The 24,317-nt window shown below is 56.6% G+C and carries 26 protein-coding genes; 9 read left to right on the forward strand and 17 right to left on the reverse strand.

Features of this window, described 5'->3' with window-relative positions; translation table 11 throughout:
- Positions 1 to 63: 63 nt before the first annotated feature.
- The 8 genes from H1D41_RS03145 to ruvC form a co-directional block, all read right to left on the reverse strand.
- Complete coding sequence (locus H1D41_RS03145) at positions 64 to 1,116, reverse strand: hypothetical protein (protein WP_228847543.1); 1,053 nt, start codon at positions 1,114 to 1,116, stop codon at positions 64 to 66.
- A 6-nt stretch (positions 1,117 to 1,122) separates the two neighbouring features.
- On the reverse strand, positions 1,123 to 1,605 hold the full coding sequence (gene tolR, locus H1D41_RS03150; RefSeq protein ID WP_228847544.1) for a protein TolR: 483 nt from the start codon (positions 1,603 to 1,605) through the stop codon (positions 1,123 to 1,125).
- A 1-nt stretch (position 1,606) separates the two neighbouring features.
- Entirely contained in the window at positions 1,607 to 2,302 is a 696-nt protein-coding gene (gene tolQ / locus H1D41_RS03155) for a protein TolQ (protein WP_107496309.1), read from the reverse strand.
- A 135-nt stretch (positions 2,303 to 2,437) separates the two neighbouring features.
- Positions 2,438 to 2,815 (reverse strand): tol-pal system-associated acyl-CoA thioesterase, encoded by a 378-nt coding sequence (ybgC, locus tag H1D41_RS03160; protein ID WP_228847545.1) that lies wholly within the window; start codon positions 2,813 to 2,815, stop codon positions 2,438 to 2,440.
- 2 nt (positions 2,816 to 2,817) lie between these two features.
- Entirely contained in the window at positions 2,818 to 3,456 is a 639-nt protein-coding gene (locus tag H1D41_RS03165; protein WP_228847546.1) for a hypothetical protein, read from the reverse strand.
- 193 nt (positions 3,457 to 3,649) lie between these two features.
- Positions 3,650 to 4,702: a Holliday junction branch migration DNA helicase RuvB gene (ruvB, locus tag H1D41_RS03170; protein ID WP_107496312.1), complete on the reverse strand. Its 1,053-nt coding sequence runs from the start codon at positions 4,700 to 4,702 to the stop codon at positions 3,650 to 3,652.
- Positions 4,703 to 4,705: 3 nt separating this feature from the next.
- Positions 4,706 to 5,395, reverse strand: coding sequence for a Holliday junction branch migration protein RuvA (gene ruvA / locus H1D41_RS03175; RefSeq protein WP_228847547.1), 690 nt, complete (start codon positions 5,393 to 5,395; stop codon positions 4,706 to 4,708).
- Positions 5,392 to 5,898 (reverse strand): crossover junction endodeoxyribonuclease RuvC, encoded by a 507-nt coding sequence (ruvC, locus tag H1D41_RS03180; RefSeq protein ID WP_228847548.1) that lies wholly within the window; start codon positions 5,896 to 5,898, stop codon positions 5,392 to 5,394. The genes ruvA and ruvC overlap by 4 nt, the downstream gene beginning before the upstream one ends.
- A gap of 334 nt (positions 5,899 to 6,232) precedes the next feature.
- Between ruvC and H1D41_RS03185 the strand changes: the two genes are divergently transcribed.
- The gene (locus H1D41_RS03185; RefSeq protein WP_228847549.1) at positions 6,233 to 6,445 is read left to right on the forward strand and encodes a DUF1127 domain-containing protein; all 213 of its coding nucleotides are present in this window, start codon (positions 6,233 to 6,235) and stop codon (positions 6,443 to 6,445) included.
- Positions 6,446 to 6,570: 125 nt separating this feature from the next.
- Here the strand turns inward: H1D41_RS03185 and H1D41_RS03190 are convergent, their stop codons facing one another.
- From H1D41_RS03190 to H1D41_RS03200, 3 genes are all read right to left on the reverse strand, one after another.
- Positions 6,571 to 6,963 carry a hypothetical protein gene (locus tag H1D41_RS03190; protein WP_228847550.1) on the reverse strand — a complete coding sequence of 131 codons (393 nt, stop codon included), beginning with the start codon at positions 6,961 to 6,963 and terminating at the stop codon, positions 6,571 to 6,573.
- A gap of 124 nt (positions 6,964 to 7,087) precedes the next feature.
- Positions 7,088 to 7,960, reverse strand: coding sequence for a 50S ribosomal protein L11 methyltransferase (locus H1D41_RS03195; protein WP_228847551.1), 873 nt, complete (start codon positions 7,958 to 7,960; stop codon positions 7,088 to 7,090).
- Positions 7,961 to 7,971: 11 nt separating this feature from the next.
- Positions 7,972 to 9,201, reverse strand: a complete 1,230-nt coding sequence (locus tag H1D41_RS03200) for an MFS transporter (protein WP_228847552.1) — start codon at positions 9,199 to 9,201, stop codon at positions 7,972 to 7,974.
- A 438-nt stretch (positions 9,202 to 9,639) separates the two neighbouring features.
- On the opposite strand from H1D41_RS03200, the gene H1D41_RS03205 reads away from it, so the two are divergent.
- The 4 genes from H1D41_RS03205 to H1D41_RS03220 are packed head-to-tail and all read left to right on the forward strand — an operon-like array spanning position 9,640 to position 12,218.
- Complete coding sequence (locus H1D41_RS03205; RefSeq protein ID WP_228847553.1) at positions 9,640 to 10,287, forward strand: lysophospholipid acyltransferase family protein; 648 nt, start codon at positions 9,640 to 9,642, stop codon at positions 10,285 to 10,287.
- On the forward strand, positions 10,284 to 11,222 hold the full coding sequence (locus tag H1D41_RS03210; RefSeq protein ID WP_228847554.1) for a phosphatidate cytidylyltransferase: 939 nt from the start codon (positions 10,284 to 10,286) through the stop codon (positions 11,220 to 11,222). Before H1D41_RS03205 ends, H1D41_RS03210 begins: the two co-directional genes overlap by 4 nt.
- Positions 11,219 to 11,578, forward strand: a complete 360-nt coding sequence (locus H1D41_RS03215; RefSeq protein ID WP_228847555.1) for a hypothetical protein — start codon at positions 11,219 to 11,221, stop codon at positions 11,576 to 11,578. Before H1D41_RS03210 ends, H1D41_RS03215 begins: the two co-directional genes overlap by 4 nt.
- A gap of 1 nt (position 11,579) precedes the next feature.
- Positions 11,580 to 12,218 carry a CDP-alcohol phosphatidyltransferase family protein gene (locus H1D41_RS03220; protein ID WP_228847556.1) on the forward strand — a complete coding sequence of 213 codons (639 nt, stop codon included), beginning with the start codon at positions 11,580 to 11,582 and terminating at the stop codon, positions 12,216 to 12,218.
- Between the two features lie 9 nt (positions 12,219 to 12,227).
- Here the strand turns inward: H1D41_RS03220 and H1D41_RS03225 are convergent, their stop codons facing one another.
- Positions 12,228 to 14,429 carry a primosomal protein N' gene (locus H1D41_RS03225; RefSeq protein WP_228847557.1) on the reverse strand — a complete coding sequence of 734 codons (2,202 nt, stop codon included), beginning with the start codon at positions 14,427 to 14,429 and terminating at the stop codon, positions 12,228 to 12,230.
- A 117-nt stretch (positions 14,430 to 14,546) separates the two neighbouring features.
- Here H1D41_RS03225 and H1D41_RS03230 point away from each other — a divergent pair, with 117 nt between their 5' ends.
- The 3 genes from H1D41_RS03230 to H1D41_RS03240 are packed head-to-tail and all read left to right on the forward strand — an operon-like array spanning position 14,547 to position 16,933.
- Positions 14,547 to 15,254: a DUF484 family protein gene (locus H1D41_RS03230; protein WP_228847558.1), complete on the forward strand. Its 708-nt coding sequence runs from the start codon at positions 14,547 to 14,549 to the stop codon at positions 15,252 to 15,254.
- On the forward strand, positions 15,251 to 16,183 hold the full coding sequence (locus tag H1D41_RS03235; RefSeq protein WP_228847559.1) for a tyrosine recombinase XerC: 933 nt from the start codon (positions 15,251 to 15,253) through the stop codon (positions 16,181 to 16,183). The genes H1D41_RS03230 and H1D41_RS03235 overlap by 4 nt, the downstream gene beginning before the upstream one ends.
- Positions 16,184 to 16,237: 54 nt before the next feature.
- Positions 16,238 to 16,933: a CDP-alcohol phosphatidyltransferase family protein gene (locus H1D41_RS03240; protein ID WP_228847560.1), complete on the forward strand. Its 696-nt coding sequence runs from the start codon at positions 16,238 to 16,240 to the stop codon at positions 16,931 to 16,933.
- On the opposite strand, the gene H1D41_RS03245 is transcribed toward H1D41_RS03240, so the two are convergent.
- From H1D41_RS03245 to ileS, 5 genes are all read right to left on the reverse strand, one after another.
- Positions 16,930 to 17,766 (reverse strand): EamA family transporter, encoded by an 837-nt coding sequence (locus H1D41_RS03245; protein WP_228847561.1) that lies wholly within the window; start codon positions 17,764 to 17,766, stop codon positions 16,930 to 16,932. The two genes, H1D41_RS03240 and H1D41_RS03245, sit on opposite strands and share 4 nt — an antisense overlap.
- A gap of 157 nt (positions 17,767 to 17,923) precedes the next feature.
- Complete coding sequence (locus H1D41_RS03250; RefSeq protein ID WP_228847562.1) at positions 17,924 to 18,517, reverse strand: hypothetical protein; 594 nt, start codon at positions 18,515 to 18,517, stop codon at positions 17,924 to 17,926.
- 9 nt (positions 18,518 to 18,526) lie between these two features.
- On the reverse strand, positions 18,527 to 18,994 hold the full coding sequence (locus H1D41_RS03255) for a methylated-DNA--[protein]-cysteine S-methyltransferase (RefSeq protein ID WP_228847563.1): 468 nt from the start codon (positions 18,992 to 18,994) through the stop codon (positions 18,527 to 18,529).
- Between the two features lie 237 nt (positions 18,995 to 19,231).
- Entirely contained in the window at positions 19,232 to 20,002 is a 771-nt protein-coding gene (locus tag H1D41_RS03260; protein ID WP_228847564.1) for an AAA family ATPase, read from the reverse strand.
- A 53-nt stretch (positions 20,003 to 20,055) separates the two neighbouring features.
- A complete protein-coding gene (gene ileS / locus H1D41_RS03265; RefSeq protein ID WP_228847565.1) occupies positions 20,056 to 23,025 on the reverse strand; it encodes an isoleucine--tRNA ligase in 2,970 nt (989 codons plus the stop codon).
- Positions 23,026 to 23,315: 290 nt separating this feature from the next.
- On the opposite strand from ileS, the gene H1D41_RS03270 reads away from it, so the two are divergent.
- Positions 23,316 to 24,248, forward strand: a complete 933-nt coding sequence (locus tag H1D41_RS03270; protein ID WP_228847566.1) for an alpha/beta hydrolase — start codon at positions 23,316 to 23,318, stop codon at positions 24,246 to 24,248.
- Positions 24,249 to 24,317 lie beyond the last annotated feature (69 nt).

A 24,317-nucleotide genomic window follows, 5' to 3' on the forward strand; every position in this document is an offset into this window, starting at 1 on the left:
CGTGTTGTGGCACGCTTTGGCGGATAACAGCCGGATTTGCGGCGCGGGTCATGGGGAAAAATCTCATCTGATCATCCCCGAGCCGCTGAAGACGGCTTCAATGTCGCGCCAGTGGTCGTATTTCTCTGTGGGCAGGTCATAGCCTGTGCGGCCGCTGTGGTTCTGACAGCGGTAGATTGCGCTGCGTGCGGCGCGGAAAGCGATATTGGCGGCATTGCTGTCGCCACCTTCCCAACCGGCAAGGGTTACATCACTGTTGATGGATCCGTCCCGTGCCAGTGAGAAATGCACCGTGATCGTCACAGCGGCAGCGGCAGAAGAGACAGCCCCCGTATTCCAGCAGCTGTGGATCTGACGACGCAGCCCATCACGTTCGCCAAAGGACAGAGGCGGACCAGAGGGTGCGGCAGGTGTTTCATTGGCCGAGGCCACCGCATCATTGATCGCGTCCGCCAGCGGATCGGTCTCCGCCGTTTGCGTTGCCGGTTCTTCCGCAGGTTCAGCTGCGGGGGCCGGACGGGCCGGGCGCAACTGTGGCACTTTCGAAGTCACGGGCGCAAATGTCGGCGCTTCGACCTGTTCAGGCACAATGTCTTCGCCGCCATCTTCCACGGTGGTTTCTTCCTGTGGCGTGATCTCTTCCACGACCTCAGTTGTCACCTCGGGCGTTTCTGTCACTTCCGGCGTCACCTCTTCCGCGACTTCCACTTCGGGTTCTGGCTCTGCCACCGCATCGGGCGCGATGATTTCATTGGCTTCCTCAACGACGCGTTCGGCAGGCTCGGCCTCCTGCGGCGTTTCAACCGGCTGATCCGGGCCTGACGGCACAGGGTTCTGTTCCGGAACGGGTTCTGGTTCCGGCTCTGGTGCGGGTTCGGGTTCTGGCTGAGGTTCCGGTGTTGGTTCAGGTGTTGGTTCTGGTACGGGGCTGATCTCTGGGGTTGTATCGGGAGTCTGCGCCTGATCCATCAGGGCCTGAAAGTCAGCCTCTGAGATAAAGCCCACTTCGGTCATGGCAAGCTCTGGCTCATTCTCAGGCAGGAAGAACCCGCCAAAGAGCAGCCAGAAGATCAGGCCACCATGGCCCAGACCGGATATCCAGAGACCCGTCTTCACCTGCCCTTACCCGTCCGTTCCATTCAGCGCAGGCCCGCCAGTGTCATGCACAAAACTGATCTCACTGAAGCCACCGGCCTGCAGCGCGCCCATGATCTGCGCAACGTCACCGTAAGGCACAGCACTGTCCGCCCGCAGAAACACGCGCTGGCTTTCCCGTTCTGCAGCAATGGCACGCAGCTGCGTGATCAGCCCGTCGCGCGCCACATCTGAGGTCTGCAACAGCAAACGCCCGTCTTCCGTCAGAGTGATTGTCAGCGGTTCTTCCTGTTCCGTTGGCAGGGCCGCAGCAGAGGTTTCCGGCAGTTCCACCGGCACACCAACCGTCAGCAAAGGTGCCGCCACCATGAAGATAATCAAAAGCACCAGCATCACGTCGACAAAAGGTGTGACATTGATTTCCGACATCACAGCACTGCTGCCCCGGCCTGAACGACGACGACGGCGTCCGCCGCCCCCTCCGCCTGATTTGATGACACCTGCACCCATTTTAACTATCGAGCTCGCGGGACAGGATAGTGGCGAATTCATCGGCAAAAGCTTCATAGCCACCAATGATGCGATCACTGTCACTGGACAGTTTGTTATAGAACACAACCGCCGGGATCGCAGCCAGCAGGCCAAGACCAGTGGCCAGAAGCGCCTCTGCAATGCCAGGGGCTACAACGGCAAGGTTTGTGTTTTGCTGTGCCGCAATTTCCACGAACGCGTTCATAATACCGATCACCGTGCCGAAAAGACCGATGAACGGCGCGGTGGATCCGACGGTTGCGAGGAAGTTCAGACCAGAAGTCAGCTTTTCATCCTCTTTCGCAATCGCTACATTCATTGAACGGTCAATCCGCGCCTGAGCCCCGGCGATAAAGCCGCCATCCTGACGCAGGCTGCGACGCCATTCCGTCATGCCGGCCACAAAGACCTTTTGCGAGGCGCCTGCAGGGTTTGGCCCGATTTTGTTGAAAAGTTCGTCCAGCGGTTCACCTGACCAGAAGGCGCGATCAAAAACCGCCGCCTCTGCCCGGCTTTTGCGATAGGCCATGATCTTTTGCACGATGATTGCCCAGCTCCAGAAAGAAGCGGCGATCAGCATGATCATCACCAGTTTAACCGTCAGTGTCGCTCGCGCAAACAGCGCCCACACAGAGAAATCAATCTCCTGCGCTGCAGAAAGAAGTTCCTGTTCCATATGCCTGCTCTTTTGTTGTGGCCATCTTTTGACGGCTCTGGTTGGGGAAAACCCTAATACAGCATTAAGAAAAAAGACAGGGGAAAGGCAGAAACCCTGTGTCACCTTTGGGTGAAAGCGCTGATTTGCCCGTATTTATGCGCGAAAACCTGCCGGAAGCCGCTGTGGACGGCCAGTTTCATCCAGGCAGACAATGGTGACCACGGCTTCAAATAGCCGGGTATCACCGCGCCTGATTTCCTGCGTCAGGGTCAGGCGGGCGGCGGTTTTGCGGGTGATCGTTGTGCGCACTGTCAGCAGATCATCGTATTTTGCGGGCTGGATATAGTCCGCTTCCACCCGCGACACGGCAAAGACCAGACCTCCATCTTTCATGGCCGCCTGATCAATGCCAAGTTCCCGCACATATTCAGACCGGGCCCGTTCGATGAACTTCAGGTAATTGGCGTAATAGACCAGCCCCGCCAAATCCGTGTCCTCATAATAGACTCGCAGGGTGAATTCATGCGCCATGGTTAATGGGCCTTGCCAATCGGCACGCCCAGACGGGCCGCCAGACGCAGCGCATGGCTGGTTTCGCGCGCTGCAACAGGCATGTTTTCATCATAGGCCGCTGTGATAATGCCAGAGATTTCCGGCTTCAGGATCGTCTGCCCTTCCGGCAAGTTCGCCAGCGGCGACGCATCCTGGAACGCTGTATCCGACCAGAGCACAATCGCCTGCGCCACCACAGACAGCGCAATGGTTTCCGCAAGCAGATCTGCAAGGCTATCATCCATGCGCACAAACGCAAAGCAGGCCTGAATGGCGTTGTCATCATCAAAGCGGAACGCGCGATACTGGCTGGCATTGGCGGCCTGAAGCCGGGCAACCGTGTTTTCCAGATCCGGGATCAGCTGATCCATGTTCGGGGTGTCTGTCAGTTCAGCCCAGTCCTGAATAAAGAAAATCATCAGGTTAGAGCCAAGTTCGGCATCGGTTTCCGCCATCTGATGGCCTGCGACGGTCACGACCGCCTCAATCGCGCCCTTCAGAACCGAAACCGTCGCGTCATCAACACCAAATACCACAGGCACAATCGGACGGCCCCAGCGGGCAAAGACATACTCGCCATTGCTGCGGGTAAAAAGTTGTTCGATTTCATCAGCCGTCATGCGCGCATCCCCTTTTCACTGATGACAGACCTAAATGCTGTCGAAGACAGGTGCAATTGTTGATTGGCGTTTTGCTGAACAGCGTCACGGCAGCTGTTGATCTGACCACAGAACGAAAACCAGAACAGGCAGAGGCCGCAGCTTCAAGCGCAATCTGTCACATATGGAAAAAGACCCGGCTGAGGCACAAACCTTAGTCTTCAAACAAGTCCGGCGTTTGTTTTCGCTCGACCTTCACCTCGGGCGCAGCCATACCCAGATGGATCCAGGCCTTTTGTGCCAGCATCCGTCCACGTGGTGTGCGCTGGATCAGGCCTTGCTGCAAAAGATAAGGCTCAATCACATCTTCCAGCGCATCGCGGCTTTCCGACAGGGCCGCGCACATGGTCTCAATCCCTACGGGGCCGCCCTGATAGTTCTCAGCGATCATCCGCAGATAGCGACGGTCCGCCCCATCAAGACCCAGATGATCGACACCCAGGCGTGACAGCGCCCCATCGGCGACCTCCTGTGTGATCCGTCCGTCGCTTTCCACAACAGCGAAATCCACGACACGGCGCAGCAGGCGTCCGGCGATACGCGGCGTGCCACGGGCACGACGGGCGATTTCACGGGCCCCGCCATCGGTGGCCTCAACGCCCATTTTACGTGCGCCCCGGGTGACAATTTCATGCAGCTCATCTGTGCTGTAAAATTCCAGCCGGATCGGGATGCCAAAACGGTCCCGCAAAGGCGTTGTCAGCAGGCCCAGACGGGTGGTGGCACCAACAAGCGTGAAGGGTTGCAGCTCGATCCGTACGGTGCGCGCGGCGGGGCCTTCGCCAATCACAAGATCCAGCTCAAAATCCTCCAGCGCCGGATACAGAATTTCTTCGACCACTGGATTCATGCGATGGATTTCGTCGATGAACAACACATCCCGTGCTTCCAGGTTGGTCAGGATTGCGGCCAGATCACCGGCCTTCGCCAGAACAGGACCAGAAGTCATCTTAAAGTTCACCCCTAACTCCCGCGCCATGATCTGCGAAAGCGTTGTTTTACCCAGGCCGGGCGGGCCGTGGAACAGGGCGTGATCCATTGGTTCGCCGCGACGACGGGCTGACTCAATAAACACCTTCAGGTTGGCGCGCGCTTCGGCCTGACCAATAAAGTCATCCAGCATCTGTGGGCGCATGGCCCGGTCAAATTCGGGCTTTTGTTCGCCGTCCATCGGGGCTGGGCGCAGGTTCGGGTCGGGCTGGTCCATGGATTAATCCTTTGGCGCGAGAAGCTTCAAGGCTTCGCGGATCAATGTGGACATGCCAGCGTCCGGATTATCCCCCGCAGCCCGCGCCACGGCAGAGGTCGCATCGGCAGGCGCATAACCAAGATTGCCAAGGGCAGACAATGCGTCCGCCTGAACAGCAGCATTGGTATTGCGTTTGGCTGGTTTCTTTGGCGCGGCTTTCTTTGCGGGTGTGGCTGGTGTATCTTCAATCACGCTGTCATCCACAACAGGCGCGGACAGATTATCATCCACCGTGCCAAGCGCCATCACTGCATGCGCCTTGTCTTTCAACTCGTTCACCACGCGCTGTGCGATCTTCGGGCCAACACCAGGTGCTGCCTTCACGCTTGCCCAGTCGCCAAGCGCAATCGCGCGGCCAATACCATCGGGGCCAAGGGTGCCCAGGATCGCCATGGATGCTTTTGCCCCAATGCCCTGAACGGAAATCAGCAGGCGGTGCCATTCTTTTTCCTGAAGCGACAGGAATCCAAACAATTGCAGGTTATCTTCGCGTACCAGCAGTTCAGTGTAGAGTGCACAGCCTTCCCCCACCGCAGGCAGCGATGCCATGGTACGGTCAGAAACATACACCAGATAGCCCACACCGCGCACATCAATCAGCACATGGTCTGTGGAACGGTAATTCAGAATACCTGCGATACGTCCGATCATTGGGCGGCCTTTTCAAGTGCGGCCGAGATCCGGCCGGAGGATTGCATATGATAACTGTGACACATCGCAATGGCCAAGGCATCTGCCGCATCCGCGCCCGCGATTTTCACGCCGGGCAATTGCATCTTTACCATATGTTCGACCTGGTTCTTATCGGCATGTCCGACGCCCACCACGGATTTCTTGACCGAATTCGGGGCGTATTCACCGATAGACAGCCCCGCACGGGCCGGAACCAGCATGGCAATGCCCCGCGCCTGGCCCAGTTTCAGGGTGCCTGCGCCATCTTTGTTGACGAATGTTTTCTCAACGGCGGCTGTGTCGGGTTGCCAGGTTTCGATAACCTCAGACAATTGATCAAAAAGCGACAACAGGCGCACGGCCAGATCGGTGCCGGTGGAATGACAAATGCCGTTCGCCACGTGACTGAGTCGGCTTCCATCCACCGAAATCACGCCCCATCCCAGGTTCCGCAGCCCCGGATCGATCCCCAAAACACGCATTTTGCCGCCTCGTTAAAAATTTTTGCAATTTTTTGCTTAGACTGAAGTAGCACGAAACGCGAACATTTGCCAATTGCTAAAAATGCCCGGCCCGGCCCTGCTACCGGTAACAGGGCAAAAAACGACACAAAAACGACGCGCCGAAATCCACAGGCGACAGATTTCACGGAAACGCGATTAGCCGTTGTTTACAAGGGGGAAACGGATTTCTGAGACATGCAGAAATTGCATGAGAGACATGCAAAAATCACGCTTGTCGGAAAGAATACACAGGCATAAGTGGGGCCTTGAAGTTAACGCGCAGATCAGCGCCCCAATCTGAAGGACTTAACAGATGGCAGTAATTGATCACACCCGCTCCGCGGTCGTCACCCAACCCTTCGGTGGGTTCGCTGAGACCATCCGTTCCACCTATGCCCGTGTGCAGGCCTGGAACGATGTACGCGTCACACGCAAGTCTCTGTCCGCACTGAGCGACCACGAACTGGCAGACATCGGCATTGAACGCTGCGACATCGACGTTGTTGCAAAGAAAATGTCCCGCTGAATACAGCCGCTACTGTAAGGCTAAGCGATCTGAACCATTCCTCCCTGGTGATACAGATCGCAAATTACAGCAACGCCCGCTCTCATCTCTGAGGCGGGCGGTTTTTTATGCCAAATTGTATGTGTTCAGCTGTCAGAAGCAGAGGCCGACTGAATGTCTGTGTCTTCCGCCGCCCCCAGGAACAATGGCTGCATCAGTCGTGCGGCCCAGATCGTGGCAACTTCGGGCTGCATCAGAAAGGCACCGATCCGTTCAGATCCGTTCCCCTGGGCAAGGCGTGCAACCCGTTCGGCATAAGAGCCCGGGCCAAGCGCCGCCAAAGTTGCGCCTTTAAACAGAATAAACAATACTGCGATTAACAACATGAATTTCCACGGAAAACGAATACGTCTTGTCGGGCGGGCTGTAATTAACCCATCTTTTCCCAGCTTGGTTACATATCCGTCGGCCATTTTTCTGTGCCGCTTCTGAATACGACCCAGTCTTTCGTCAAATGGTTCTGCCTGGACTTCGGGCATTGGATATCTCCGGTCACAAAATATACGGTCTACTGATACCTGAAAACTTGCAACTTGTGCAGTTTCTGAGGCAAATGTGTCCAAATTGTGGCAAAGACATCAACTGCATTGCCTTTTATACAATTCAGGCGGATTTTTGCAGAATTAGCGTTGTCCATTCCGTAATTTCGTCGCGGGAAATGAGTTTAATTCCGTTTTCTTCATAAACGCGAATTACATCATCCGCCTGTTCATTCAGAATTCCGGAAAGAATCGCATAGCCATTCGGGGCCAGAAATTCTGCCATATCGGGGGCCAGGCCAATCAGCGGTGCCATCAGAATATTTGCGAAAACGAGATCATAAGGCGCAGCGGCCTCAATGTCGTCATGGGCAAAACCGGCGGCTTCAAGGCAGGTCACGCGCCCTTCCAGATTATTGGCTTTGACATTGGCTTCCGCCACATCCACGGCCTGCTGATCAATATCGCTGGCGCGGACATTTTCTGGCCAGATACGGGCGGCAGCCATCGCCAGCACCGCCGTACCACAGCCAACATCAATACAGTTCTTCGCGTGGAAACCCTGTTCAACCAGCTTATCCAGCGCCTTCAGGCAACCCAGCGTCGTGCCATGGTGGCCAGTGCCAAAGGCCATGGCGGCCTCGATCAGCAGGGGTTCACAATCGGCAGGGACTTTATCGGCATCATGCGCGCCATAAACAAAGAAACGGCCAGCTTCCACCGGGGCCAGTTCACGACGCACATGCGCCACCCAATCGGTTTCGGGCAGCTCAGACACCACAAAAGGCTTTGCGTCAAAGGCCATCCCCAGCAGAGCCAGCCCTGCTTCATCCGGTGCTTCGATGAAATAACCGCCGACTTCCCAGACGCCTGTGCCATCTTCCACTTCAAAAACGCCCACGCCGTAGGGTTCAGGCACCAGACGTTCCAGCGCTTCGCCCAGGGCTTCGGCTTTGGTTTTGTCGGTCAGGGTGGTGAAGGCGGTAAAGGTTGGCATGGTTACGTCCGTTATTCAGCTGGCTGCGCGCGACGTGCGGCAAAGATGGTTTCATGGCCCGGTGACGGGTGGCGCGGGATCAGCATTGCAAGTGCAAAGCTGCCGCAGGCGATGGTTGCCGCGAACATAAACACAGCCGCTGGCGACACAACCCACAAAAGCCCCAGAAGCACCGGCAGGAAAACCGCCGAGATATGGTTGATGGTAAAGGCCACAGCCGCCGTTGGCGCGATATCACCCGGATCTGCGATCTTCTGGAAATAGGTTTTCAGAGCCAGGGCCAGCGCAAAGAAGATATGGTCAATCACATATAACGTGGATGCAATGATCCAGCCCCAGTGGAAAAAGTAGATCCCGCCATAAAGGGTAAAGACAATGATCAGGCCTGCATATTCAAACAACAGCGCCCGGCGTTCACCCCATTTCGCAACCAGCTGCCCCATGAGCGGTGCAAAGACCATATTGGCGCCAAGGTTGATCAGGTACAGTGCGGTGATCTCATGCACTTTGAAGCCAAAGAGTTCGACCATCATAAAACCTGCGAACACAACAAAGATCTGACGGCGCGCGCCTGCAAAGAACTGCAACGCGTAATACAACCAATACCGTTTGCGCAGGATCAGTTGTTTTTTCTGCGGATGCGGGGCTTCGAACTGCGGATAAGCGAAGAAACAGAACGCCGCGACAAGGGCCGTGAAACCACCAGAGATCAGGTAAACGAAGTTATAAGAGAGATCGAAACTTTTCCAGGTCATCACGATCAGAACATAGGCCAGGGCGGTGGCCGCAGACCCGGCAGCGGTGATCAGCCCCAGCATCTGCGGGGCGCGTTCTTTCGGCAACCATTGCAGCTGCAGCGATTGATTGACTGTTTCGTAATAATGAAAGCCGATCGAACTGAGCATGGTGATCGTCAGAATGCCACCCAGGCTTGGGAACCAGGCCGTCACCGCCGTGGCTGCGCCCAGCATGGCGAGCGAGACAATCCCCAGCACCTGTTCGCGCATAAACATCAGGATCGCGATCACGCCAATCGCCAGAAACCCCGGAATTTCGCGCACGGAATGCAAAAGGCCAATGTCTTTTCCGGTGAAATCCGCAGCTTCAATCACGAAGTTATTGAGCAGTGCAGACCAGGTGGAAAAAGCCACCGGCATGGCAGCCGCCATAAGAAACAGCAGCGTGATCGGGCGGCGCCAGAAAGGGAGCGAGCGGGCATCAGAGAGGGCTATGGTTTTCATCCCTTCGCCTTACGCCCGTTTTCCGCCTGCGAAAAGGGGAAGACCGCCTGTATTTGCGTGAAAGAGATGTGCAGATTTGCGAAGAACCAGCAGAAAGACCCGGTACAGATGTGATCTGCCCGGTGGTTGCTGTCTGTATCGGTATGGAAGTTGTGCCGGTTATAAAGAGGCGGCGCCGCCCATACGGAGAATGAGACCGGGCTGGTTAAACCCGGTGAGGAAGCTTATTTCGCCCGGTATTTTGTCGGGCCTCGTTCCGTTTGAGGTTCCCGGATTGATGGTCCGGTGTGCGATCGATCAGGCATAAGATTGCAGTACGAATCTTAAAATCCGCCAGGCAAAGCGCGCGGTGGTCATGTTTCCCGGACTTGTGTGTTTAACAAACTGTGAATACCAATAGTAGACGGCCCGTTTTGGCCGCGTTTGAGTGAGCATTTCATGTTTGATTACAAAAAACACCTTCTCGCCCCCCTTGCCGGTTCTGCAATCACGCTTTTTGCCCGTCTGGTCACCGCTGTGCGTGGTGTCTGGGACGGCTGTGAACCTGTCGCCCGGCAAAGGGTCTATTTTGCGAACCATGGGTCCAACGGCGATTTTGTCCTGGTCTGGACAGTCCTGCCCCCCGCCCTGCGCGCGCAAACCCGCCCGGTTGCGGGATCGGATTACTGGCTGAACACGCCACTGAAAGCCTTTGTCGGGCGCGATGTCTTTCGCGCGGTTCTGATTGACCGAAACCCCGAAACCCGCACGCTTGATCCCGTCGGGCAAATGGCAGAGGCGCTTGAACAGGGTGACAGTCTGATCCTTTTCCCGGAAGGCACCCGTAATACCGGCGATGATCTGTTGTTGCCGTTTAAACCGGGCCTCTTTCATCTGGCGCAAAAATGCCCTGATGTGGATCTGGTGCCGACCTGGATTGATAACCTGACATCTGTGATGCCCAAGGGCGAGGTGATCCCGGTGCCGCTATTATGTTCCGTCACCTTTGGCGAACCCCTGCGCATTCGTGAGGGTGAAGAGAAGCTTGAATTTATCACACGCGCGGAAGACGCCTTGCGTGCCCTTGGCCAGGAGGTGCAGTCATGAATACGCCCGCTGAATTTTCCACCCTGATGATCGGGGTCTTTGCCATTCTGATCACCGCCACAGTGATCGCCCGCCTGATCAAAGCCAGAACCGGCACAACGGAACTGGTTGAAAATCTGATCGCCCGGATCAACGCCTGGTGGGGGATGGTCGCCCTGCTGGCTATTGCAATGATTGCCGGCAAGACCGGCGTTGTCATCCTCTTCGCCCTGATCAGCTTCGCCGCCCTGCGTGAATTCCTGACGCTGACAACCAAACGCCGTGCCGATCACTATGCGCTGCTGGTCAGTTTCTTCATCGTCCTGCCTCTGCAATACATCCTGATCTGGACCAACTGGTACGGCATGTATTCGATCTTCATCCCGGTCTATGTCTTCCTGCTGCTGCCGATTGTGGCGGTTCTGCGCGGAGACACGGAAAACTTCCTGGTGCGCATCGCGGAAACCCAGTGGGGATTGATGATCTGCGTCTTCGCCGCCAGCCATGTGCCCGCGCTGATCATGCTGGAGATCCCTGGATTTGAAGGCAAAAACGTCCTGCTGATCGCTTTCCTTGTGGTGACGGTGCAGATTTCAGACGTATTGCAATACGTCTGGGGGAAATTGCTGGGCAAACATAAAATCGCCCCGAAACTGTCCCCATCCAAAACCTGGGAAGGTTTCCTGGGCGGTGTGCTTTCGGCATCATTGATCGGGGCAGGACTGTGGTGGATGACACCATTTACACCGCTTCAGGCCTTTGTTCTGGCTCTGATGTGCACCCTGCTTGGCTTCTTCGGCGGGCTTGTGATGTCAGCGATCAAACGCGACAAGGGCGTGAAAGACTGGGGCCATCTGATTGCCGGTCATGGCGGGTTCGTCGACCGGCTGGACAGTGTGGTGTTCTCTGCCCCGATTTTCTTCCATGTGGTGCGCTATTTCTGGTCTGTTGCATGAGGGCAGGACTGCAACATCCGCTGGTGCACAGCCTTGCGGGCATGTGTCTGATGGGGGGCTGGGCGGCCTGGTCGAACAATGATTTCCCCATGCCCGCGCCCCTGATCGCGGGGCTGGCCCAGGGGGCGCTGACGGGGGTGATCACCTTCCTCATGCATCGCGTGATCAGCCGGGTGTTCGCCGCCAGCACCTGTTGGCTTTGCGCTGCGGTCGCAGGCATAGCGACCTCAGCCAGCTTCCTGATCTGCGGCCATCTGATCGCAGCAACGCCTGCCTTCTGGCAAACCATCGCCCTGCCCTTCAGTGTCGCATCAGCCTACGCGCTGAGCTTTGCTTATTCCCTGAGAAAGAGTTGATATGAGTGACCTCAACAACCGCCGCCCCATTGCGTCGCGCAGTGCAAAACCCATTCAGACCCTGGCCCGTCGCTTGGCGAAATCCAACGTGACCCCGAACCAGATTTCACAGGTCTCCATCGGGTTTGCCGTCTTTGCAGGCCTCATGTTCTTTCTGTCCGGCGGCGCACAATGGGTGTTTCTGATCCTTGCGGCGCTTGGTATTCAGGGACGGTTGATGTGTAACCTGCTGGACGGGATGGTCGCGGTGGAAGGCGGCAAGGCCGAGGCTGACGGCCCCTTCTGGAACGAAGCCCCGGATCGCTACGCGGACATCGCGGTGCTGGTCGGGCTGGGCTATGGGCTTGCGGCACCAGGTCTTGGCTGGGCGGCCGCCTGCGCAGCAGTGCTTGTGGCCTATACGCGGGAACTTGGCACAGCCCAGGGATTGGATCCTGATTTCAGCGGACCATTTGCCAAACAGCACCGGATGGCAGCCCTGACCGGCGCGGCCGTTCTGGCGATTTTCCTGCCCCAAATTGTAGGTTTCGCCACCCTGAAAATCGCTCTGCTGATCATTGCCGTCGGATCACTTTTCACAGCGCTGAAACGTTCCTGGCGCATGATCGAAGAACTACGAAACGACCCACTGGATCTGTGAGGCGGCGCCTCAGAAAAAATTCACCGGATCAATATCAACCGCCAACCGCACTGCATTCGGCACCCGGAATTGCGCGATCCACTGGCTGATCGCGCGCTGCAAAGGCGCGGTCTTATCGGCCTTGATCAGCATACGCACACGATGCCGCCCGCGCACCCGCGCAATCGGGGCCGGGGCCGGGCCGAACAATTGCGCACCAATCGCTTGCAAAGGTCCGTCCCGGCGTGCCATTTCACCGGCAAATTCAAAGACCTGCTGCGCATCTTCCGCCGACAGAATGATCCCCGCAAGACGCCCGAACGGTGGCACAGCGGCTTGCTGACGTTCCGTGCATTCGGCGCGCCAGAACCCTTCCTCATCCCCGGACAGGATCGAACGGATCACCGGATGGTCAGGCTGAAAGGTCTGAAGCAGCGCCACACCGCGACGTTCCGACCGCCCGGCACGACCAGCCACCTGGCGCATCAGCTGAAACGTGCGTTCCGCAGCCCGCAGGTCGGACCCCTGCAGGCCCAGATCTGCATCAATCACACCTACAAGCGTGAGCAGCGGGAAGTTGTGGCCCTTAGCCACCAGTTGTGTGCCGACAATGATATCTGCCTCGCCCGCAGCGATGCTTTCAATGCGTTCTTTTAAGGCCCGAGCAGAGCCAAAAAGATCGGAGGACAGGATGGCGATCCGTGCATCGGGGAAGCGTTCCGCCACTTCTTCCGCCAGCCGTTCAACGCCCGGGCCAACCGGCGCAAGTTTGCCTTCGACTTCGCAGTTTGGGCAGGCCTCAGGCACGGGTTTGCTTTCCCCGCACTGGTGACACATCAGGCGTTTCTGAAAACGATGTTCCACCATACGCGCGTCACAGAAATCACAGCCAATCTGTTGACCACAGGCGCGGCAAACTGTGGTGGGCGCATAGCCGCGCCGGTTGATGAACAATAGCGACTGTTCCCCGGCCTCAAGCCGGCGATCCACCGCAGAGGCCAGCGTCGGGGAAATCCAGCGACTGGCAGGCAGTTTTTCAAGGCGCATATCAATCGCCTTCATATCCGGCATTTCCGCTGCGCCAAATCGCGCTGTCAGGTTCACACGGTTATACTTGCCGCTTTGCGCATTGCTCCAGGTTTCAAGGGACGGCGTGGCGGACGCCAGGATAACGGAAGCAGAGCACAGGCTTGCCCGCAGAACCGCCATGTCGCGGGCGTTATACAACACGCCTTCGTCCTGTTTGTAGGACCCGTCATGTTCTTCATCGACGATGATCAGGCCCAGGTCACGGAAGGGCAGAAACAAGGCGGATCGCGCGCCAACCACAAGCTGCGCCCCGCCTTCGCCGACCATCCGCCAGGTGCGCCTGCGTTCCGTCATGGTCACGCCGGAATGCCATTCGGCGGGACGTGCGCCAAAACGGGCCTGAACCCGGGTCAGGAATTCTGCTGTCAGGGCAATTTCAGGCAGTAAAACCAGCGCCTGACGCCCTTGACGCAGACAGGCGGCGATGGCTTCCATATAGGTTTCGGTTTTGCCTGATCCGGTCACACCTTTCAAAAGCGTCGTATTATATGTCCCGCTGTCGACCGCCGCACAAAGCGCCCCGGATGCCTCGGCCTGTTCCGGTGACAGGGTGATGCCCCCCAGATCAGGATCAAGCGGCGGGAATGCCACATCACGTGGCGCATCAATTTCCTGCACGACACCCTGTTTCACAAGCCCTTTGACCACAGTCGGGCCAGTATCGGCAGCCTCGGCCAGTTCTTTCAGGGTAAACCCCGCGCCGCCGTGATCTTCCAGCACCTGCATCACGCGTCTGCGAGCATCGGTCATGCGATCCGCCTCGCCGGTGCCCGGACGGTAGATTTTGCGCATGGATGGCGGATTCATCAGGCCTGGCGCGCGCGTGGCCAGGCGCAGCATTTGCGAGAGCGGCGTCAGCGTATATTGCCCGGCACGGATCAGGAAATCGCGCATCTCTTCGCGCATGGGTGCGACATCCATCATGCGCGATGCCGCGCGGATTTTCGCCGGATCAAAACGGCCTTCCCCTGCCCCCCAGACAACCCCCAGAACCTTACGGGGGCCCAGCGGAACTTCCAGATAGGCCCCGGCGAAGCAACCGCCTTCCGGGGCTTTGTAATCAAGGAAACGGTCAATCGGTTCTGCGGTCAGAACCGAAATCAGCTGCCCTTCCTGAAAAAAGCTTTGCCCTGTCAAAGTCATGCCTCTGGCTGTTTCACGGGTGTTCCCGCCTGTTGGTATTTAACAAAAACATCTGTAAATTTTGCGTTATTCTTGCTATAAACCGAAAAACACAAACAATCGAGTACAGTAACAGGTATGAGCGACACAGCCGCAAATGCAGCGCAACTGCGCGAAAAAATTATTTCCACACCTGAAATGGTCCTGGAAGACCCGGATGTCATGCGCGCCCTGATTGAGGCCAATGATCAGCAGACCGGCAGCAATGTTGTTGATCTGCGGTCTGTCGCGATGAACCGGCTTGAAGCCCGCCTGGACCGTCTTGAAGGCACGCATCAGACTGTGATCGCTGCCGCCTATGAAAATCTGGCCGGTACCAATCAGATTCACCGCGCTGTGCTGAAAATGCTGGATCCGCTGAGCTTTGAAGAATTTCTTCTGAACCTGGGCGATGAAGTTGCTGCGATTCTGCGGGTTGATTCTGTGCGTCTCATTCTGGAAACCCATCAGGAAGAAACCGATGCCTCGCTGGATCGTGTCGGATCCGTTCTGACCGCTGCGGTGCCCGGTGTGATTTCAGATTACCTTGGCGGACCGGCGGATGACGCACAGCGCAAAGTCACCCTGCGTGCCGTGAATAGGGGCGCGGACTGGTTGTATCTGGAAGACGAAAACACCGTTCAGTCCGAAGCCGTCATTGCCCTGGACCTGGGCGAAGGCAATCTGCCAGGCATGCTGCTTATGGGTTCAAAAGACCCGGATCAGTTTCATACCGGCCAGGGCACAGATCTGCTGACCTTCTTTGGCGGGGTTTTTGAACGCTCCATGCGCCGCTGGCTGGCATGAGCGGAGATAAGGGGTTTATCGCCCCTGCCCTGACGGATCTGCTGGAACGCTGGCTGACCACCGACAGTGCGCTTGGGCGGATTTCGGAAAACACGCGCAAAGCTTATCAGACCGATTTATTGGTATTTTTTGCATTCCTGTCCCAGCACATGGAAAATGTGCGCGGCGTTGAAATGCTGCGCGATATTTCTGTCACGGATATGCGGTCTTTCATGGCCCATGAACGCGGCCGCGGGATTGCTGCGCGATCGCTTGCGCGGGAACTGTCTGCGGTGAAAAGTTTCTACCGCTGGTTTTCAGAACGTGACGATTTTGACGCAACCGCCGTGATGATGACCCGCGCGCCGAAGTTCCACAACAAGCTGCCCCGGCCCCTGGCGAAAGACGCGGCCAAAGCCGTGTTGGAAACCGCCGCCCTGCAATCAACGGAGCCCTGGGTGCAGGCGCGCGACGTGGCGGTGCTGACCCTGCTGTATGGCTGTGGCCTGCGGATATCTGAGGCCCTCAGCCTGACATTCGCGGATGTGCCCCTGTCCGACAAATTGTACATCAAAGGCAAAGGCGACAAGGAACGTCTGGTGCCGGTGATCCCGACCGCGCAGGACGCCGTGGCGCAATATCTGCGGCTTTGCCCGTTCCCCGGTGAAAAAGAACACGCCCTGTTTCGCGGCGTGCGCGGGGGGGCTTTGTCACCACGTCAGGTGCAGAAAACCCTGGCAGATGTGCGCATGCAACTGGGCCTGCCATCCAGCGTCACACCCCATGCCATGCGCCATTCCTTTGCCACCCATCTGCTGAATGCCGGGGGGGATCTGCGTGCTATTCAGGAACTGCTGGGCCATGCTTCGCTTGCTTCAACTGAGGCCTATACAGCCGTGGACACCGCCCGCCTGCTGGAAGTCTATGAGAAAGCCCATCCACGCGGTTAACAACGGGTAAAATCCACGATTGCCTTCCTGGTCCTGATGCGGCATGAGAAAGCCATGACTTTACAGACCAAAGCTTACGCCGTTCACCTGCTCACCGCCACCGGTGCTGTTTTCGCAATGCTGGCCATGCTGGCGGCTGTCGAAGCAAACTGGAGCCTCATGTATCTCTGGCTTGTGGTGGCCTTTGCCGTTGATGGCATCGATGGACCGCTTGCCCGCCGCTATGAGGTGAAGAAAAACGCCCCGATCTATGACGGTGTGCTGCTGGATCTGATCATTGACTATCTGACCTATGTTTTTGTGCCGGCTTTCGCCCTGTTCAAATCCGGGCTGCTGGATGGCTGGGCGGGCTGGCTGTCGATCATTGTCATCACGTTTACATCGGCCCTGTATTTCGCGGACGCACGCATGAAAACCAAGGATAACTCCTTCTCCGGCTTCCCCGGATGCTGGAATATGGTGATCCTGGTTCTCTTTGCGACTGCCCCCAGCTGGCCTGTGATCCTGTTCATCGTGATCGCATTTTCCGTGACCATGTTCCTGCCGCTGAAGTTCGTTCACCCGATGCGCACGGAACGCTGGCGTCCGGTTACAGCCCCGATTGCCTTCCTCTGGACCGCATGTGCGGGCTGGGCTGCCTGGGTTGATTTCCACCCGGAAAGCTGGGCGCTTTGGGGGCTGATCGTGACCAGTATCTATCTGGCCCTTGCCGGAATTGCACAAAGCCTGATCCCGGCGCGTTCCGCTTAAAGCCGGGTGATCGCAACACCTGCGACAATCAGAATGGCCGAGATCGCTTTGCTGCGCGACATATGTTCGCCAAAGATCAGCCAGCCGATCAGAACCGCAAAGAGAATGCTGGTTTCACGCATGGCTGTGACCAGGGCAATCGGCGCCTGTGTCATGGCCCAGACCGCGATGATATAAGACGCATAGGACGCCGCAGCACCACACATCCCCAGGACCCAGGTTTTACGCGGGATACGCAGGATCTGCGTGCCATGCACCCCGATCATAAGGGCCGGATAAGTCACCGCCGCAATCACAAAAAGCCAGCCGACATAGGCTACCGCGTTGTCCATTGCGCGCGCGCCCATCCCATCAACAATGGAATAGCCAGCCGTCGCAAAGGCCGACCCAATCGCAAAGGGCAACATCCGGCGCGATTCACCGGATGTGAACACGCCCCGTGCCATCAGGATGATCCCAACACCCAGCAGGGCAATGCCCATATAGCTTTGCACCGACATATATTCCCCCAGCACAATCACGTTGACCAGAAGCACCAGCATGGGTGCGCCCCCCCGGGCAATCGGATAAACCCGCGACAGATCCCCCTGCTGATAGGCATAGCCAAGAAAGAACTGATAGGCCGTATGGAAGGTCGCAGAACACATCAACCAGATCCAGACCTCGCCCTCTGGCATGGGTTGCGTGAAGATCGTCACAAGCCCGATCAGCCCATGCCCCAGGGCCATGACCATCATGCCTGCCAGCTTGTTGTCGCCGGTCTTAATCAGCGCGTTCCAACTGGCGTGCAGCAGGGCGGCCATAAGGATAGACATGAAGATAAAGGCAGACATGGGGGATGCTCCGGTGGTTCCTGCCCCGAGCAGTAGCCTGCCGCATAACCGGCGCAACTCAAATTGTCATAAAACTGTTACATTTCCGGGGCGGCACTGGAAAACGTGCGGAAATATCACGACAAATCCCGGGGTTGTCGGGGGTGATAACGCCAGATCAGGGCACGACCCGTTCAATCTGGTCAAAGCGCACTTGACGCACCGCCTGCCAGTTTCCATCCGTGACAATGCTGCGCAAAACAAGGCCCGGGTCACGCGCGTAAAACCGCACCATAAACATCGGATCGACCCCTTCGAAATCGGTACGTTCATGAACCTGCTGCGCGGGGTAGCTGCAGGGGCCGATATGCACGGTGGTATTGCGGATCACCTTCCAGGTCACATCCCCCGGCACCTCTCTGCCATCGGCAAAACGCAACCGCAGATTACGTTTCAGGCTGCGTCCGACCCGCAGATTATCCAGTTCTGCCGGGCTGACATCATAGGACAGGCGCATATGGTTGTTCTGCCCTTCTTCCCAACGCTCCACCGTCATCAGCCCGTGGGTTTCACGGGTATGTATAACACGCCCGCGGCTTTCGCGCCGTTCAGACAGGCCACTGGCATCGCGGCGAAACACCGATACAAAAGACGGGTCATGCCGGGTCAGCCTGATGCCCGAGTCCAGATCATCAGAGGTCGGGCAATCCTGCGCGAAAGCGGCTGTCACCCCGCAGAATAGACACAAAAGCACAAAAGAGATTTTCAGCATTCAGACGTCTCAGATCAACAGGCCGGCCGCACCCTCATGCTTTAATAACGTGACTTTCATTTCAATCCCGTTAAGCCCGCCGCCTGCGCCGGAGAAGCCACCAAGGCCCGTCGCTGACAAAACGCGATGGCAGGGAATAATCACCGGGATCGGGTTGGCACCACAGGCATTGCCCACAGCCTGGGCCGGGGTTTCTGTGGCTTTGGCGATATCCCCGTATGTCACGGTTTCGCCGAAAGGAATAGCGAACATATAATCACAGACCGCGCGTTGAAAATTGCTACCCTCAACCCAAAGCGGCAGATCAAATTTCGTCAGCTCATGATTGAAATAAGCCTGCAACTGCCGCGCCCCTTCGCGCAGCACGGCGGTTTCTTCACCCACAGGATCTGCGTTCCACAAAAGCTGCATGATCATGCCGTCTTTTTCAACAAGGCCAAGACGACCAATGGGGGTTTCTGTTGTTCCGATATTCATAAGGATAACATGGGTGCAACCGGAAGCATTCACAAGAGAAAACCCGTTCCGGAAATTGCGCAAAACTACAAACGAAGCGCCTTCACCGGATTCGGCGTATTCTTTCCTGCATCGTCATGACAAGTCGCATGGTCCGACCTGCCTCCGGCCACATCGGTGATCGCATTCAATGGCCTAGTGGCAAAACGGCCTACCTCAACACCATGATTTCTTGCATATGATTTTGCCGTTCAGGCCTCACAACAAACTATCCAGATCTTCCTTGCACGCGGCTTGCACAAAGCTTTCAGGATCGAGAGAAAAAGACTGCCAAAGACGAAAATGCTCTGTGTCTCGATAAGAACATCGTTCCAGTCCCCGATGCGTAATGCGCCAGAGATCCGCACCAGGCAATGCCATCAAGAGTGGTGAATGGGTCGCCATCACCACTTGTGAAACAGCAGTTTCCTGAACGCGTTGCAAATACTTCAGAAACCGGATCTGACTGCGTGGTGACAGCGCACTCTCAGGTTCATCAAAGAGGTAAATTCCCTGTCTTTGCAAACGCTCTTCAAAGAAACGCAGAAACCCTTCACCATGAGAATATGACAAGAAGTCAGCTCCTGGGCTTCCCAGATCGTCCAATGTCCTGGCCATTGAAAAAAAGGTTTCAGCCCGAAAGAACCAGCCATTTGTAAGTTTGGGCAACCAACTGCCTCGGAGCATCCCTGCCAATCGGCCCCCATTTACATCCAGGAGCCCCTCACTCGCAGCAGCCGCAACGCTGCGATTTCCACCTGCATCGCTGAAACCACATACCGCCGCCAGAGCTTCAATCAATGTTGATTTACCAGTGCCGTTCTCACCACAGAATATAGTTACCGGCTTCTCAAATGCAAAATCAAAGTCGTCACTGAGCCAGGGCAAATCAAACGGGTATTCTTCAGGCAGCGGCAAAGCATCTTCCCTGAACCTGATACGCTTCAGAAAAGGTGCCGGAAGTGAGATTTTTGGATTGCGCCTGGCCATCGATAACCCCCGAAGTAAAAAGAGCCCGCATCACTGCGAGCCCTTCTGTTCATTTATCCCAGCGCGTCATTGCAACGCGAACAGGTTGCCGGGTGGCTGTGGGTGCCGACGTCTGGCAGGATCTTCCAGCAGCGCTGGCATTTGTCGCCATCGGCTTTCTCAAACACCACGCCAACGCCCTCGGTTTCCGGCAGGCGGAAGGCCTCGGCCGGGCTTGGGTCGCCAGTCAGGGTGATGGAGGATGTGATACACATGTCTGCGAAATCAACGGACTGCACCAGGGCCAGCACGTCTTCATCGCGGATATGCACCACAGGGGCCGCCTCAAGCGACGCGCCGATGACTTTATCAGTCCGCTGCACTTCCAGCGCTGCAGTCACGACACGGCGCACTTTGCGCATCTCAGCCCATTTCGCCGCCAGGGGTTCATCCAGCCAGTCCGCAGGGGTATCTGGCATATCAACCAGATGCACAGAGCTGTCCTCGCCCGGGTGACGTTCCAGCCAGACCTCTTCCATGGTGAAACACAGGATCGGGGCCAGCCAGGTTGTCAGACGTGCGTGCAGGATATCCATCACGGTCAACGCTGCGAAACGGGTGTTGCTGTCGCCATCGCAGTACAGCGCATCCTTGCGGATGTCGAAATAGAAGGCAGACAGGTCTTGCGTCGCAAATTCAAACACCGCGCGGAAGACGCCCTGGAAGTCAAAGGTGCGATAGCCCTGGCGCACCTGATGATCCAGTTCGGCCAGACGATGCAGAACCCAGCGTTCCAATTCCGGCATATCCGCAGCCGCCACGTTTTTATCCGCATCATGTGCATCCAGCGCACCCAGCATAAAGCGCATGGTGTTGCGCAGACGACGATAGCTGTCCGCCACACCTTTCAGGATTTCAGGCCCGATCCGCTGATCGGCGGTGTAATCGGTCTGCGCCACCCAAAGACGCAGGATATCCGCGCCATATTGCTTAACCACAGTTTCAGGTACGATGGTGTTGCCCAGGGATTTGGACATTTTCATGCCCTTTTCATCCAGGGTAAACCCGTGTGTCACAACGTTTTTATACGGTGCGCGACCCTTGGTGCCGGAAGCCTGCAACAGCGACGAATGGAACCAGCCACGGTGTTGATCGGTGCCTTCCAGATAGACATCAGCGATGCCATCCGGTGCGCCATCTTCGCGGTCACGTTGCACGAAAGCGTGGGTGGAACCTGAGTCAAACCACACGTCCAACACGTCATAGACCTGGTCAAATTCCTCAGGGTTCGCGATACCGTCCAGCATCTTTTCCTTGAACCCATCGGTGTACCAGACGTCAGCACCATCGACTTCAAACGCCGCTTTGATACGGGCGTTCAGATCAGCACTGCGCAGGATGTAATCGGCATCGGTTGGCAGAGCATCCTTTTTGGTGAAACATGTCAGAGGCACACCCCAGGCACGTTGACGGGACAGAACCCAGTCCGGACGTGCTTCGATCATGGAATGCAGGCGGTTGCGGCCAGATTGCGGCCACCATTTCACCAGTTGATCGATAGAATTCAGCGCGCGTTCCCGGATGCTGTCGCCCATCTCGCCCATACCATCATCCAGCTTACGATCCACGCTTGCAAACCACTGCGGCGTGTTGCGATAGATGATCGGCGCTTTGGAGCGCCAGGAATGCGGATAGCTGTGTTTGATCTTGCCACGGGCCAACAGACCACCGACCTCAACCAGCTTGTCGATGACGGTTTTGTTGGCGTTGCCTTCCTTACCTTTACGATCAAGGATGTATTTGCCACCAAAGAACGGCAGATCGGCGCGGAAGCCACCATCATCCATGACGTTATAGGTGATAACCTGTTCCAGCATATTCAGGTCACGGTAAAGTTCGAATTCTTCCATACCGTGGCTTGGCGCACAGTGCACAAAACCTGTGCCTTCGGTGTCAGTTACGAAGTCAGCAGCGCGGAAGTCACGGTTGTCATCCCATTCGCCATTTGAACCTTCGGCACCAGCGAGTGGGTGTTTAAGCTTCAAACCAGAAAGTTCATCCGCAGGCACATCACGCACACGGGAGTACTGGCCTTCTTCAAGGCGCGCGCGTTTGAACACATCCGCCGCAAGATTGTCTGCCAGCAGATATTTATCGCCAACAGCAACCCAGCTTTCCTCAGGTGTGCCGGTCACTTCATACAGGCCGTATGCGATGTCCTGGCCGTAAACCACAGCTTTGTTAGAGGGGATCGTCCAGGGCGTGGTGGTCCAGATCACGACATAAGCGTTAAGGAGTTCATCCAGAGCGTCTGCTTTCGCATCAACTTCTGCCTTACTATCACCGCTAGCGGCGTGGCCAGACACTTTAAACTTCACCCAGATCGTGAAGCTTTCTTTGTCGTGATATTCCACCTCGGCCTCAGCCAGGGCAGTTTTCTCAACGGGCGACCACATCACAGGTTTAGAACCCTGATACAGCGTGCCGTTCATCAGGAATTTCATGAATTCATCTGCGATCACGGCCTCAGCATGGTAATCCATGGTGATGTAAGGATCAGCCCAGTTGCCGGTGATGCCCAGACGTTTGAATTCATCGCGCTGGATGTCGATCCAGCCCTCGGCGAACTTGCGGCATTCCTGACGGAAATCAATGATATTGACCTCGTCTTTGTTTTTGCCTTTTTTGCGGTATTGCTCTTCGATCTTCCATTCAATCGGCAGACCATGACAATCCCAACCCGGCACATAACGCGCATCATGACCCATCATCTGATGAGACCGCACGACCATGTCTTTGATGGTTTTGTTCAGCGCGTGACCGATGTGCAGATGGCCGTTCGCATAGGGGGGACCATCGTGCAGGATGAAAGGTTCACGTCCTTCGCCCTTTTCACGCAGGCGGTCATACACCCCGAGTTTGCTCCAGCGATCCAGCCAGTTTGGCTCGCGTTTGGGCAGGCCTGCGCGCATGGGGAAATCGGTTTTGGGCAGGTTCAGGGTGTCTTTATATTCGACGGTTTGTTCAGGCGTATCGGCGCACATGTTCTGTGGTCCTTATCGGGGAATTCCAGGGAAGATATGAGGGCGGCGCGCGCGTTGCATACGCCTTGTCCCGGCGGCTCGTGTCAGTGGAGCGCCGGGCATATAATTCGAATAATAATCGCCATCATATGTCGCATAAGGGCCTTATAGGCCTGTGCACCACGGGCGTCCAGCAGGAGTATCGGTATTTTTGACGCGCCGCCGGAGTTTTACAAAAACTCCGGATAAATTTCTTTGAAAGAAATTTGTTGCCGGCTTCCATTTCGACACGATAGCTGTAGCATCCTGCTATGCGTGTTTTTCTATTCTATCTGTTCGCTGCATTCTGTACTGCGCCTCTGTGCGCAGAACCCGTACAAATTCCCGGACCACAGAGCCTTCTGGAAGGCGAATACCTGCTTCAGGGCGCCGCTTCCAGAGGTGTGCTGATCATCCCCGGTTCCGGCCCGGTGAACCGTGATGGCAACCTGCCGCAGACAGGCACAGAAACAAATATGTACCTGTTGCTGACTGAGGGGCTTGCAGCAACAGGTATTGCCAGCCTGCGCATCGATAAGCGCGGTATGTTTGGCAGTGCAAATGCCATTGACGATGCAAATGACGTGACAATTGAAGCCTACGCCCAGGACGCACGCGACTGGGTGAACTTCATGGCACAGAATCTGGATTGCATCTGGATTGCGGGCCATTCGGAAGGTGGGCTGGTGGCCCTTGTGGCCGCGCAAACTCCGCCGGAAAAACTTTGCGGCCTGATCCTGATCGCAGCTCCGGGCCGCCCTCTCGGCCCCCTGATGCTGGAACAGCTGAGAAAAGTGCCGGACAGCGATGCCTGGATTGACGAAGTGCGCCATGTCATTGCGGCACTGGTAACGGGTTCCACACCAGATACGTCAGTCCTGCCAGTCACGCTTCAGGCGCTCTTTCGCCCTGCCCTGCACCCCTATCTGCACAACCTGTTTTCCTTTGATCCTGCAGACGTTGCACGTGACTGGCATGGCCCTGCGCTGATCCTACAGGGGGATGCGGATATTCAGGTGGCGATGCAGGATGCTGATCTGCTGGCTGACGCGCTCCCCCAGTCCAGACGCATAATTCTGTCTGGCGGCACCCATGTTCTGAAAGCGCAAATCCCCGATCGCCCTTTCGCCACCTACCGCGATCCGTCCCTGCCCCTGCATCCGGATCTTCTTCCGGCAATTGCAGCGTTCATCCTGTCCCCTTAGGTCCGACCGCTTTGGTTCATTCCGGGACGGAACTGTAATGTCCCTCCCCGGGGAACGCGATCAGAGCAT

It is taken from the genome of Halocynthiibacter styelae, assembly GCF_016123485.1.
GTDB lineage: Bacteria > Pseudomonadota > Alphaproteobacteria > Rhodobacterales > Rhodobacteraceae > Halocynthiibacter > Halocynthiibacter styelae.